Annotated in this window: 12 protein-coding genes; 3 read left to right on the top strand and 9 right to left on the bottom strand. The window is 72.0% G+C overall.

Annotated elements, in window-relative coordinates:
- Nucleotides 1-87: 87 nt before the first annotated feature.
- Entirely contained in the window at nt 88-2919 is a 2832-nt protein-coding gene (locus tag BLW14_RS25645; protein ID WP_093709533.1) for a penicillin acylase family protein, read from the bottom strand.
- 229 nt (nt 2920-3148) lie between these two features.
- Here BLW14_RS25645 and BLW14_RS25640 point away from each other — a divergent pair, with 229 nt between their 5' ends.
- A complete protein-coding gene (locus BLW14_RS25640) occupies nt 3149-3760 on the top strand; it encodes a hypothetical protein (RefSeq protein ID WP_093709532.1) in 612 nt (203 codons plus the stop codon).
- Nucleotides 3761-3818: 58 nt separating this feature from the next.
- On the opposite strand, the gene soxR is transcribed toward BLW14_RS25640, so the two are convergent.
- A complete protein-coding gene (gene soxR / locus BLW14_RS25635; protein WP_093709531.1) occupies nt 3819-4334 on the bottom strand; it encodes a redox-sensitive transcriptional activator SoxR in 516 nt (171 codons plus the stop codon).
- A 131-nt stretch (nt 4335-4465) separates the two neighbouring features.
- On the opposite strand from soxR, the gene BLW14_RS25630 reads away from it, so the two are divergent.
- Nucleotides 4466-4927, top strand: a complete 462-nt coding sequence (locus BLW14_RS25630) for a MaoC family dehydratase (RefSeq protein ID WP_093709530.1) — start codon at nt 4466-4468, stop codon at nt 4925-4927.
- Between the two features lie 121 nt (nt 4928-5048).
- Here BLW14_RS25630 and BLW14_RS25625 read toward each other — a convergent pair whose 3' ends face one another.
- From BLW14_RS25625 to BLW14_RS25615, 3 genes are all read right to left on the bottom strand, one after another.
- Nucleotides 5049-5672: a TetR/AcrR family transcriptional regulator gene (locus BLW14_RS25625; protein WP_093709529.1), complete on the bottom strand. Its 624-nt coding sequence runs from the start codon at nt 5670-5672 to the stop codon at nt 5049-5051.
- Nucleotides 5673-5759: 87 nt separating this feature from the next.
- Nucleotides 5760-6050, bottom strand: a complete 291-nt coding sequence (locus tag BLW14_RS25620) for a YiaA/YiaB family inner membrane protein (protein WP_093709528.1) — start codon at nt 6048-6050, stop codon at nt 5760-5762.
- Nucleotides 6051-6108: 58 nt separating this feature from the next.
- Nucleotides 6109-7260 carry an acyl-CoA dehydrogenase family protein gene (locus BLW14_RS25615; protein WP_093709527.1) on the bottom strand — a complete coding sequence of 384 codons (1152 nt, stop codon included), beginning with the start codon at nt 7258-7260 and terminating at the stop codon, nt 6109-6111.
- Nucleotides 7261-7325: 65 nt separating this feature from the next.
- Between BLW14_RS25615 and BLW14_RS25610 the strand changes: the two genes are divergently transcribed.
- Nucleotides 7326-7988 (top strand): TetR/AcrR family transcriptional regulator, encoded by a 663-nt coding sequence (locus BLW14_RS25610; RefSeq protein ID WP_093709526.1) that lies wholly within the window; start codon nt 7326-7328, stop codon nt 7986-7988.
- Here BLW14_RS25610 and BLW14_RS25605 read toward each other — a convergent pair.
- The 4 genes from BLW14_RS25605 to BLW14_RS25590 form a co-directional block, all read right to left on the bottom strand.
- A complete protein-coding gene (locus tag BLW14_RS25605; protein WP_093709525.1) occupies nt 7985-9064 on the bottom strand; it encodes a Zn-dependent alcohol dehydrogenase in 1080 nt (359 codons plus the stop codon). The two genes, BLW14_RS25610 and BLW14_RS25605, sit on opposite strands and share 4 nt — an antisense overlap.
- A gap of 44 nt (nt 9065-9108) precedes the next feature.
- A complete protein-coding gene (locus BLW14_RS25600; RefSeq protein WP_093709524.1) occupies nt 9109-10503 on the bottom strand; it encodes an aldehyde dehydrogenase family protein in 1395 nt (464 codons plus the stop codon).
- 120 nt (nt 10504-10623) lie between these two features.
- On the bottom strand, nt 10624-11985 hold the full coding sequence (locus BLW14_RS25595) for an ABC transporter ATP-binding protein (protein WP_018523997.1): 1362 nt from the start codon (nt 11983-11985) through the stop codon (nt 10624-10626).
- Between the two features lie 137 nt (nt 11986-12122).
- Nucleotides 12123-12743 carry a TetR/AcrR family transcriptional regulator gene (locus BLW14_RS25590; protein WP_093709523.1) on the bottom strand — a complete coding sequence of 207 codons (621 nt, stop codon included), beginning with the start codon at nt 12741-12743 and terminating at the stop codon, nt 12123-12125.
- Nucleotides 12744-12780: the final 37 nt, after the last annotated feature.

The following is a 12780-nucleotide window of genomic DNA, read 5'->3' as shown; positions in this document are numbered from 1 at the left end:
AAGCGTGTGCGGGCCCGCCCGGCGCACCGGTTCCGTCCTCAAACGCCGGACGGGCTGGGTGTGCCGGGCGGGCCGGGCGGGCCGGGTTTACCGGTGGCCCGGGAACTCCACCACCTGCTGGTACGTCGGGCGGTTCTGCCAGTGGATGGCCTTCTGGGCGATGCCGCCCAGCGCGCGGTGGATGATCGAGTCCGTGCACCACTGCTCGCCGGCCTTGCAGTTGTCGTCGCCCGGGTAGACCTGGGCCGCCGGGACCGCCGCCGCCTCCTTGAGCGAGGTCAGCAGCGCCGTACGGCAGGCGCTCAGGTCGCCGCCTCCGCAGTACGACTTGGCCAGCGGGCCCTTGACCGGCTGCCCGAGCACTTGGCGCAGGTCCTTGTCGGCGAAGCCCCACCAGCCGTACTGGAAGGCCGAACCGCTGTGCGCCCCGCTCGGTCCGTGGCTGGCGGCCGGGGACTCGTCGGTGGCGAGGTTCGCGGTGAGCGCCCCGTACAGGTCGTCACCGAGACCGGGGCGGAACTCCGCCTCGACCAGCTTCGGCCACCACGCGTCCATGATCCGGACCGCGTCGGCATGGGTGTACGTGTGCGAGCCGGGGCTGCTCTCCTTGCGCTGGGCGCCCGACGCCCGCCAGGAGTCCAGCTGCTGGACCACCGCGTTGAGGTCCGGGTCGGTGACCGGCTGGGAGCGGATGACCTTCAGCAGTTCGGGCAGCAGCTGCTCGCCGCGCAGGTCGGTGAGGGCCGCGTCCGCCATCGCGCGGGTCAGCGAGGCGCGGGTCACGCCGCCCTCGTCGACCAGCTCGGAGACCCGGTCGTCGAGCAGGTCGCCGCGGTGCACGGCGCTGAGGCCGAAGCCCGAAGCTGCGTACCCCTCGGCCTGCTTGTTGTTCCAGGAGATGTAGTAGTCCTGCCCGCTGGAGTGCGGGTGCTCGGCGAACGGGGTGTACGCGGCGGTGTTGCCCGCCGGGTCGTAGCCCTGCCACTCGTACGCCTTCTCGGCGCGGATCGGGAGCGCCGGGTCGATGCCGGACGGCCGCACCGGGTTCATGCCGCTGTTGTAGTAGGCGGCGGTGCGGGAGTCGGCGTAGAACCAGTTGAAGGCGTAGTCGATGTTGCTCGCCGCCTGCTGGAAGGAGGCCGCGTCGGTGACGTAGGACGGGTCGTTGAGCATCTGGAAGCCGATGATGGAGTCGGCCTCGTGCCGGTAGGTGGAGCGCAGCGAGGCGTACGCGACGGGCTTGCCGCCCACGGTGGCGCGGTGGGTGACGATGCCGTAGTTCGTGCGCCACACCTGCATCCGGTAGGAGCCCTTGGCCGTGGAGTCGGCAACGGTGGGCTTCCAGGAGTTGGTCTTCTCCATCTTCTCCATCGCGGTGCAGACGCCCCGGTAGAGGTAGTGCGTGGAGTCCTTGGCGGGCGCCGAGCCGTCCGGCTCGCACAGGTCGACGGCGTAGGTGTCGGTGATGTCCTGGCCGGCCGACGTGGCGCTCCAGGCGTAGTCCTGGCCGCGGCCCATCTGGATGTACATGCCGACGCCGGCGAAGGAGACGCCGCGGGCGCTGATGCCGGGGCCCTGGAGCTCCTGGAGCATCATCAACTGCGGTGCGAAGTAGCCGGTCTGCGGCCCGAACACGGCGATCGGATGCCCGCTCGCGGTGCTCTTGCCGGAGACGACCAGGGCGTTGGACATGCCGCGCTTCTGGGCGCCGGAGCCGGGCAGGGAGCCCTCCGGGATGACGCCGTCGTCGAAGATGCCCTGCGCCTTCTTGAGCTTGGCCGGTGCCTTGACCGGGGCCTTCACTCCGGTGCCGGCCGAGCCGGTGCGGTCGTGGATGAGGGGTTCGGCGGTGACGGAGCCCCGGTCCGGGAGGGCGGTGCCGACGGCCTTGTCGGGCTTGCCGGCGTACGGGAACGAGGTGCCGTCGTGGATGGTGAGCACGGCCTCGGGGTCGTTGCGCTGGCGGAAGGACTCCCAGACCTGGGTGCCCTCGACGACGCCGTACTTCTGCTGCGCGGACAGCAGCGACAGGGCCGCCTGCACCTCGCCGCCGCCCCCGCCGCCGAACTGGCCGCCGACGACCGAGGCGATGGAGATCAGGTCGGTCAGTTTGAACGGCTGGATCTCGCCTATGTTCGTGATGGCGTCGATCTTGCCGGTCAGGACGTACTCGCCGGGGAAGTAGCGGCCGTCCTTCGACTTCTTGCGGTAGGCGTTGATGCCGTCGACGTACGCCTGCGCGTCCGCCATGGCCTGTTCGCCCCTGGCCCCCTCATGGGTCCTGATGTATTCGACCTGGGCCTCCAGATCGGCCTCGGTGTACGGGGCCTGCGGCCAGAACTGCTGCTCCAGGCCCTGGTTGGCGAGGGCGCCGCCGGCGAAGGACGTCAGCTCGCCGCGCCCGATGTGCCGGAAGAGGTCCATCAGCCAGAGCCGGTCCTGACCTGCGGCGTACCCGGCGCCGAACTCGGTGCCGTAGCGGGTGGTGCCCTTGATGTGCGGGACGCCGGAGGACTTGTCGCGGGTGATGGTGACGTCGTCGCGGGGTGAGGTGACGGACTCGACCTGGTCCTTCGGGACGCCGAAGGAGGCGTCGTTGAAGAAGTCGGTGAGCTTCTGGTCGGTGAGCCCGGTGTGCCCGGCGACCAGGCCGTTGTAGCGGTCGAGCTGGTCGTCGCTGTGCGCGGGATGGGTGCCGAACGCCTTGTTGCCGAGGATCTCGACGAGGGTGGCGTTGCCGTTCTCGCCGGGCGGCAGGATGTCGTCGCACTGTCCCTGGCAGTAGTCGGGGACCGGGTCCGCCTCGGCGGCGCCCGCGTGCGGCGCGGCGGCGAGCAGGGACGTACCGAGGGCGAGTGCGGCGGCGAGCGCGGCGGCTCTGGTGGTACCGGTGCGGGTCATACGGGTGCGTGGGGGCATGCGTACTCCTCCGAGAGGCCGATGCGCGGCAGGTTACTGGCGGTACAACCGGCCGGTAAGATGAACATCGGTCACCTTTTCCGAATCGCCACATGCCGACGGATTCTGTGCGCTGTCTCACCCATCGGACATCCGGGCCCTTGGATGGAGCCGATCCGGGCAGTCGTACGTCCATCCCCTGACGCCGAAGTACGGGCGACGGAGTACGAGCGACGGAGGTGGCGGTGCAATGGCCGGTTTCCGGAGTCTGGCGAGACAGGTCCGCGATCCGAGGAGCGATCTGGCGCTGCGGCGGTACTCGCTGCGCAAGTGCCTGGAGCGCTTCGCCCCTTACGGGCACCGGGCGACCTGGGACCATCTGTGCGCACGGCACGGCATAGCACCCGAGGACCGGTCCCCCGACCCGGCCCGGCTGGTGCGGGCCCTGGAGGAGCTGGAGCGGGCCCGCACGGTGTGGCTCGGTTACGAGGCGGGGTTCGCGGAGCGCCGCAGGCGGGAGAAGCACCGGGGGCTGCGCCGGCCGGGCGCCTTCGACGACTGGCACCGGCGCACCTGGGGCGGCAACGGGGTCGCCCGCTGCGACGACCCGGCGGTGCACCCGTCGGCGCCGCTCGCCGAGGTGCTGGCCCGGCTGATCTCGGCCCTGGAGGCGGAACCGGGCGCCGGCTGCCCGGTGTGCGCCAGGACCGGGATCACCTGGCGGCACGACCTGGACAGCGAGCCGTGGTCGGGGCCGGTGTGCACGGGGTGCGGGATCGTGGTGCCGCAGCCGGTGCTCACCCCGGCGGCCCTGGCGAGGGCCCGCGGCAGCCGGGCCGCCGACCTGGCCTCGGTGGCCTGAGGCGCGAGCGGCCCGGGACGTGAGCGGCCCGGCGCGCGGGCCGCCCGGTACGCGCCGGTCAGCAGCAGTCCTCGGTGTCCTCCGCCGGCTTGCGGCTCGCCGGCGGACGGCTGGCCGCACGGCGTTCCGGCATCAGGCGCGAGCCTGTGATCTTCTCGCCGTTGATGTCGTCCGGGTTGGACAGCACACAGGTCTCCAGCGAGAGGCAGCCGCAGCCGATGCAGTCGGTGAGGTGGTCGCGCAGCGCGGCCAGCTGCTTGATCCGGTCGTCCAGTTCGGAGCGCCAGGCGTGGGAGAGCCGCGCCCAGTCGTCGTGGTTCGGTGTGCGCTCCTCGGGGAGTTCGGCCAGCGCCTCGCGGATCGTGGCCAGCGGGATGCCCACCCGCTGGGCGGCGCGGACGAAGGCGACCCGGCGCAACGCGTCCCGGCTGTAGCGGCGCTGGTTGCCGCTGGTGCGGCGGCTGCCGATCAGGCCCTTGGCCTCGTAGAAGTGCAGGGCCGACACGGCGGCGCCGCTGCGTGCGGAGAGCTGGCCGACCGTGAGTTCATGAAGTGTCTGCGGGATCTGGGGCACCCGTCGAACCCTACGTGGCCCGTCCCCCGCCGGTCCGTCGTTGACAGGAACGCACCCGCCAACCATGCTGAGCAAGCGCTTAGACAGTGCGCGACGGATGGTCGGCAGAGCGGAAGGCAGGGAGCAGGGACATGGCAGAGCCGAGGATCTTCAACTCCGCACAGGAGCTGCGGGACGGCGTGGGCGAGCAGCTGGGGTACAGCGACTGGCTGGAGGTCGACCAGAAGCGGATCGACCTGTTCGCGGACGCCACCGGCGACCACCAGTGGATCCATGTGGACCCGGAGAAGGCGGCGGCCGGCCCGTTCGGGAAGACCATCGCGCACGGCTATCTGACGCTGTCGCTGCTGCCGGTCCTCGTACCGCAGGTGATGGCGGTCGAGGGCGCGAAGATGGGCATCAACTACGGCACCAACAAGGTCCGTTTCCCCTCCCCCGTGCCCGTGGGCTCGCGGCTGCGGGCGACCGCCGTCCTGAAGAGCGTCGAGGAGGCGGGCGGCGGCGTGCAGATCACCGCCCTCGTCACGGTCGAGCGCGAGGACGGCGACAAGCCGGCGTGCGTGGCCGAGTCGGTGTCGCGCTACTACTTCTGAGACCCGCGCCGGTGCGCGCTTCCGAGAGCCGCGTCATTACGCGCTTCCGAGGCCCGCGCCGGTACGCGCGTACGCGAACGCCCCCGGCCCCGCGAGGGGACCGGGGGCGACCCGTTGGTACTCAGCGCTCGGCGCCGACCATCCGCAGCACCAGACCGGCGTACAGCTCGCCGACCTCGTCGGGTGTGCGGCTGCCCTGCGCGTTGAACCACCGCGCCACGTCGATGCAGAGCGACAGCACCGCGAGGGTGGTGCCCGGCACGTCCGGCACGTCGAACTCGCCGGAGGCCACGCCCTCGCCGATGATCCGGCGCACCACCGCGTCGGTCCTGCGGCGCAGCGCGATGATCTCGGTGCGGTGCTCCTCGCCGAGCGCGTCGAGCTCGTACTGCACCACGCGGGCGGTGGTGTGGCGTTCGGCGTGCCAGCGGACGAAGGACCGCACGGCGGAGGCGAGCCGCTCGGCGGCGGTGCCGCCGCCGTCGGCGGCCGACTCCAGCAGGGCCAGGGCCCGGTCGTGGCCGATCCGGCTGATCCGGTGGAGCAGCTCTTCCTTCGTCTTGTAGTGGATGTAGAGCGCGGCGGGGCTCATTCCGGCGCGGCCCGCGATGTCCCGGGTGGTGGTCGCGTGGTACCCGCGCTCGGCGAAGGCGTCGACCGCCGCGACGAGGAGCCGCCGGGCGGCCTCGGGCGTCACCTCGGCCCACGGCGGGTCCTCGGCGTCGGTCTCCTGCGCCGTGCTCATCGTCGCTCGCCCCTCTCAGTCAACAGGACGAACACCATACCCCGATCCTGAGCAAGCGCTTAGGGCAACGTTTCGAGGCCCTGGTCCTCAGAGCTTCTGGAACGGGTCGTGCTCGGCGAGGATCTTCTCCAGCCGGGCCTGGTCGACCCGGCTGACCAGCTGGCCGGCCTCCTGCTTGTCCCGGACGACCTTGGCCAGGGTGAAGCAGGACGTGACGAGGTAGAGGACGCCGACGGCGAGGAATGCGCGCACCCAGGCATCGGCGTCGAGGAAGTAGATTCCGAGGGTCACCGCGGCCATCGCGATCCCGAAGGACGCGACGGCCTGCCCGAAGTAGGCGCCGGTGGTCTGCTGTTTGACCGATGTCGTCTCACTCATGGCGCCAGCATCCGACGGTATGACCCACGCCACATCCGTACAGGTACTCAGATGGTACTCAGAACGCCGAAACCCCGGTCAGGGCGCGGCCGATGATCAGCTTCTGGATCTGGCTGGTGCCCTCGTAGAGCGTCATCACGCGGGCGTCGCGCAGCAGCTTGCCGACCGGGTACTCGTCGATGTAGCCGTAGCCGCCGAAGACCTGGAGCGCGTTGTTGGCGGCTCGGACCGCGGCCTCGGAGGCGAAGAGCTTGGCCCGGGACGCGGCGGTGGCGAAGTCCTGGCCCCGGTCGACGAGGTCGGCGACGCTCCAGGTCAGCAGGCGCGCGGCCTCGACGTCCACGGAGATGTCGCTGATGAGTTCCTGGACGAGCTGGTAGCCCGCGATGGGCCTGCCGAACTGCTCGCGCTCGCCCGCGTAGCCCACGGCCGCGTCCAGGGCCGCCTGGGCGATGCCGACGCAGCCGGCCGCCACCGACATCCGCCCCTTGGCCAGGGCGGACATGGCGATGGAGAAGCCCTTGCCCTCGGGGCCCATCAGGGCGGTCGCGGGTACCCGCACGTCCTCCAGGACCAGTTCGGCGGTGGCCTGGCCGCGCAGGCCGAGCTTGCCGTGGATGGTGCGGCGGGTGAGGCCGGGGGCGTCGGCGGGGACCAGGAAGGCGGAGACGCCCTTGTGGCCGGGGGTGTCGTTGGTACGGGCGAAGAGCAGCACCACGTCGGCCCAGGTGCCGTTGGTGATGAACATCTTGCTGCCGTTGATGACGTAGTCCGCGCCGTCCCGCACGGCTCTGGTCGTCAGGCTGCCCGCGTCCGAGCCGGTGCCGGGTTCGGTGAGGCCGAAGCAGCCGACGGCGTCGCCCGAGGTCAGCCGGGGCAGCCAATGGCGCTTCTGCTCCTCGTCGCCCCAGGCTGCGATGGTCTTGGCGACCAGGCCGAGGGAGACGGAGACGATGCCGCGCACCGAGGAGTCGCCCCGGCCCAGCTCCTCGGTCACCAGGCAGTACGCGAGGTGGTCGCCGCCCGAGCCGCCGTACTCCTCCGGAACGGTGAGGCCGAGGAAGCCGAGCGCGCCCAGCTTCTTCACGATCGACTTGTCGACGTTCTCGGACCGGTCCCACTCGACCGCGTACGGGGCGACGTCGCGGGCGACGAAATCCTTGGCGAGCTGCCTGACGGCTTCCTGCTCCTCGCTGAGTTCCAGGTTCACCGGCCGCACCCTCCCTCTTAATTAGCACTGCTAGTTTTCGCGTTGCAGGGCCTACTATGTGCCGCATGGCCCGCCCGCGCAAGCCCCTCCTGAGCAGAGAACGCATCGTCGAGAAGGCGAGCGCCCTCGTGGACGCCGAGGGGCTCGACGCCGTGTCGACCCGCCGCCTGGCGGCGGAACTGGGGGTCAGCGGGCCCTCGCTGTACAACCACTTCCGGAACAAGGACGAGATCCTGGACGCGGTCGCGGACGCCGTCTCCGCGCAGGTCGACCTGTCGATGTTCGAGGAGTCCGATCCCCGGGACTGGCGGGCGGCCCTGCACGACTGGGCGGTCTCCTACCGGGCGGCGCTCGCCGCGCACCCGCACATCGTCCCGGTGCTCGCCCAGGGCCCCGGCCGCCGCCCGGCGGGTCTGCGGGTCGCGGACGCGGTGTTCGGGGCGATGGTGCGGGCGGGGTGGCCGCCGGCCCAGGCCACGTACATCGGGGCACTGATGCGCTACTTCATCACCGGCTCGGCGCTCGGCTCGTTCGCCCGGGGGTTCGTGGACGACGAGACGGCGTACGACCCCGCCGACTACCCGCACCTGGGCCAGGCGCACCTCTTGGCCGAGCGGCGCCAGCAGGTCGACGAGGGCGCCTTCGAGACCGGGCTGCGGGCGCTGGTGGACGGGCTGGAGCTGCAGTACGCGCAGCTGGCGCCCGCCCACCCTCGCACCGGCGGCTAGAAGACCACCAGGGCCCGGCCGCCCTTGCCCGCGATCATGTTCTCGAAGGCCGCCGGGATACCGTCCAGGCCGATCCGTTCGGTGACCATCATGGAGAGGTCGAAGCTCCCCGCCCCGATGTGGCCGGCCAGCACCGGCAGGTCGCGGGCCGGGTCGCTGTTGCCGTAGACGCAGCCGGTCAGCGTGCGGCCCCAGTGGAAGATCTCCAGGGCGTTGAAGGTGACCTGCTGGTCCTTGCCGCCGATCCCGACGACCGTGGTGCGGCCGCCCCTGCGGGTGGACTCCCAGGCGGCGCGGATGGTGGCGGCCCGGCCCACGCACTCGACGGCCACGTCCGCGCCCTGCCCGCCGGTGAGCTTCCGGATGTCGCGGGGCGTGGTGTCCGAGGCGACGACGTAGTCGGTGGCGCCCGCCCGGCGGGCCAGCTCCTCCTTCTCCGGGGATACGTCCACCGCGATGATCTTCGAGGCGCCGGCGATCCGGGCGGCCTGGAGCACGGCGAGCCCGACGCCGCCGATGCCGAAGACCACGACGGACTCACCCGCGCGGACCCGGGCGCTGTGGTGGACCGCGCCGTAGCCGGTGAGCACCGCGCAGCCGAGGAGCGCCGCGTCGGTGAGCGGTACGCCGTCCGGGGCGGGCAGCACGCAGTTGCCGGCGACGACGGTCTCCTCGGCGAAGGCGGCCACGTTCAGCCCGGGGTGCAGCTCGGTGCCGTCGGCGGTGCGGGCGTGCACGTTCGCCGCGCCGGCCAGGGCGTTCGCGCAGAGCCAGACCTCGCCGATGCCGCAGTGGTGGCAGCTGCCGCAGGAGGGCGCCCAGTTGAGGACGACGCCGTCGCCCGGGGCGACATGGGTGACGCCCTCACCGACCGAGACGACTGTGCCGGCGCCCTCGTGGCCGAGGACGGCGGGGACGGGCACCCTCATGGTGCCGTTGGACAGCGAGAGGTCGGAGTGGCAGACCCCGGCGGCGGCGAGGCGGACGCGCACCTGGCCGGGGCCGGGCTCCGGCAGGACGATGTCGGTGATCTCCAGCGGAGCTCCGACGGCGGACAGTACGGCGGCGCGGACCACGGACTGGCTCCTTGCTGATCGCTGATCGGTGGGCGGTACGGGGCTCAGAACTGGAGGGACTTGGTCTGGAGGTACTCGGCCAGGCCGTGCGCGCCGAGTTCGCGGCCGACGCCGGACTGCTTGTAGCCGCCGAAGGGCGCCAGCGGGTTGAAGCGGCCGCCGTTGATGTCGACCTGGCCGGTGTCCATCCGGCGGGCGAAGGCCACGGCCGTCTCGTCGTCGGCGGCCCAGACGGCGCCCGCGAGCCCGTAGACCGTGCCGTTGGCGATGCGGAGCGCGTCGTCCTCGTCCTCGTACTTCAGGATGGAGACGACCGGGCCGAAGATCTCCTCCTGGGCGATGGTCATCTCCGGGGTGACGTCGGCGAAGACGGTGGGGCTGACGTAGTAGCCGGTGGGCAGCGGGGCCTCGGGGCCGCCGGCGACGAGGCGGGCGCCCTCCTCGACGCCCTTCTCGATGTAACCCCGAACCCGGGCCTGCTGCTTGGCGTTGACGAGGGGGCCGACCCGCTCGCCGGGCACGTACTTGGCGACGGCCGCCGCGGCGAGCGCCACGGCCTCCTCGTACCGCTCCGCGTCGACCAGCATCCGGGTCCAGGCGCTGCACGTCTGGCCGGAGTTGGACATCACGTTGGCGACGCCGACGTTGACCGCCTTGGCGAGGTCGGCGCCGGGGAGGATGACGTTGGCGGACTTGCCGCCCAGTTCCAGCGCGACGCGCTTGACCGCGCCGCCGGCGGTGGCGCCGATCTGCCGGCCGACCGCGGTGGAGCCGGTGAAGGAGACCAGGTCGACGTCCGCGTGCTCGGCGAGGGCCTGTCCGGCGACCGGGCCGAGGCCGGTGACCAGGTTGAACACGCCCGCGGGCAGTCCGGCCTCCGCGACGGCCTCGGCGAAGAGCTGGGCGGTCAGCGGGGTGTCCTCGGCGGGCTTGAGGACCACCGTGCAGCCGGCGGCCAGCGCGGGGGCGACCTTGGCGACGATCTGGTGCAGCGGGTAGTTCCAGGGGGTGATGGCACCGACGACGCCGACGGGCTCCAGGAACACCGTGGAGTTGCCGTGCCGCTCCTCGAAGGCGTACGTGGCGGCGAGCTCGGCGTAGGTGCCGGCGACCATGACCGGGAGGCCCGCGTGCACGGAGACGGCGAGCGCGGGCGGGGCGCCGAGTTCGGCGGTGACCGTCTCGGCGATCTCCTCGGCGCGGGTGCCCAGCACGTCGCGGAGCGCGGCGATGCGGGCGGCGCGCTCGGCGGGCGGGGTGGCGGCCCAGCCGGGGAAGGCGGCGCGCGCGGCCCGCACCGCGGCGTCGACGTCCTCGGCGGTGCCGGCCGGGACGTGGCCGACGACCTGCTCGTCGGCCGGGTTCACGACCGCGATCGTGTCCGGTCCCGCGGCGGGCCGCCATGCGCCGCCGATGTACATACCGTCGTGGGCCTTCATCGCTGTTCCTCCCGGGCACGGTGACGGACGGGATCGTCCGGAGCCCAAACTAGCGCTGTTAGTTTTCAGGCGCCAGGGAGCCACCGGAGACCCCGGTCACGTGCCGTGCCCGGCACCGGCCTACATGTCGAGGCCGGGGACGTCCCTGGGCAGCGGGCAGATGCGGCGGCCCTGGTGGTCGAAGACGTACAGGTGCGCCAGGTCGACCAGGAGCGGCACCTGACCGCCGGTGCGCAGCATCATGTCGGGCCCGGTCCGCACCACGAGGTCGCTGGCGGTCACGGCGGGGCGGTCCGGGCTGTGGACGCCCGGCGGCAGGTCGTCGGTCTCCGGCGCCTCCAGGACGGCGACCGAGCCGCCGCCCACGTACGAGGTGGCGCGCTCCTTGATCCGCTCCAGCACCCCGCCGCCGCCCTGACCGCCGCGCCTCCTGCGCACGGGGCCCCGGTCGGTGCGGGCCGACTCCAGCTCGGGGACGACGGCGGGCCGCGAGCCGGTGTTGAGGTGGACCAGCGCCTCGTGGCCCTGGTACTCGACGTGCTCCACGATGCCGCTGAGCGCGACCTCGCCCGGGCGGGCCTGGCTGGGCGGGGCGATCCGGACGGCCTCGGAGCGCAGCCCGACGATGATCGGGCGGCCCTGCTGGATGCGCAGCAACTGATGGTCGGGGCTGAGCGGTTCGGGCAGCGGGAGACGCTGGCGGCCCAGGTCGATCGACATCCGGCCCTCCAGGGGCGCGTGCACGACGGCCTGGATGAGGTTGATCCGGGGCGTGCCGATGAACGCGGCGACGAACACGTTCTCCGGCAGCGCGTACACCTCGCGCGGCGGGCTGACCTGCTGGAGGACGCCGCCGCGCATGACGGCGACCCGGTGGCCCAGCGACATGGCCTCGGCCTGGTCGTGGGTCACGTAGACCGTGGTGACGCCGAGTTCCCTGGTGAGCTGGGATATCTCGGCGCGCAGGTGGTTGCGGAGCTTGGCGTCGAGGTTGGAGAGCGGCTCGTCCATGAGGAAGGCGGACGGCTGGCGGGAGATCGCGCGCCCCATGGCGACCCGCTGGCGTTCGCCGCCGGAGAGCTGGCCGGGGAGCCGGTCCAGGACGCGCTCGATCCCGAGCATCCTGGCCGTGTTCTCGATGCGGTCGTTGTGGTCGGCGCGCGGGTTCTCCAGCTTCAGCGGGAAGCCGATGTTCTCCCGGTTGGTCATGGTCGGGTAGAGCGCGAAGTTCTGGAAGACCATGGCCATCCCGCGTTCGCGCGGGGTGAGGTGGTTGGCCGGTTCGCCGTCGAGGAGGATCTCGCCCTCTGTGGTGTCCTCCAGGCCGGCGATCATGCGGAGCACGGTCGACTTGCCGCAGCCGGAGGGGCCCAGCAGGACGACGAACTCGCCCGGGTCGATGGAGAGCGAGAGGCGGTCGACGGCGCGCGAGGACCGCCCGTAGGCCTTGCTGACGTTGTTCAGAGTGATGGCGCGAGTCATGTGTTCCGCCCGGGAGGGATGGTGATGGAGCGGTGGGGAGCGGCAGCAGTGGCCTGAAATTAGCCCACTACGCCCCGTGAGGGAATGACTCGCGCAAAGTTGGGTACCTCCGGGGGCGGTTCACAGCTTCCGGATGCTCAGTCCAGCCTGCGGGCGAGGTAGGCGTGGATCAGCTCGCGGGTCTCGCCGACGATCGCGCCGTCGCCCGACGGCTCGCTGCGGAAGGCGAGTTTGAGCAGGGCGTCGGCCGCCTCCACGCAGACCAGGATCGCCCGCAGCAGGTCGTCGTCGGCGTCCCGGCCGAGCTGTCCCGCGAGGAGTTCGGTGAGCCGGCCCGCGACCCGCTGGTTGGCGTCGTCGGCCGGGTCCTCGTCGGGTGCGGGGGCGCCGAAGTCGACGAGGGCGAAGCCGGGGACGGACCGCTTCATCGCCAGGTACTCGTCGAGCACGGCGTCGATCGCGCCGCGCCAGTCGGCGGGCTCGATGGAGGTCAGCCGGGCGGAGATGCGCTCGGCGTAGCTGTCGAGGTTGCGTCGGGCCAGCGCGTCGGCCAGGGACCGCTTGTTGGAGAAGAAGCGGTAGACGGAACCGATGGGCACCCCGGCGCGTGCGGCCACCGCCCGGGTGGACAGCTGCTCGTAGCCGGTCTCGTCGAGGAGTTCGGCGCAGGCGTCGAGGATCCGGGCGAGGCGTTCGGCGCTGCGCTGCTGCACCGGGGTGCGGCGGAGGTTCGTGTTCGCTGGGGGCACGCCTTCCATGATGCCGTGGGCCTCCTGGGCGGATGGCGGGGGTGGT

It is taken from the genome of Streptomyces sp. 2131.1 (assembly GCF_900105515.1).
Taxonomy (GTDB): Bacteria; Actinomycetota; Actinomycetes; order Streptomycetales; family Streptomycetaceae; genus Streptomyces; species Streptomyces drozdowiczii.
Note: the sequence above shows the minus strand (reverse complement) of the source record. Positions and strands in the feature narration are given on the sequence as shown.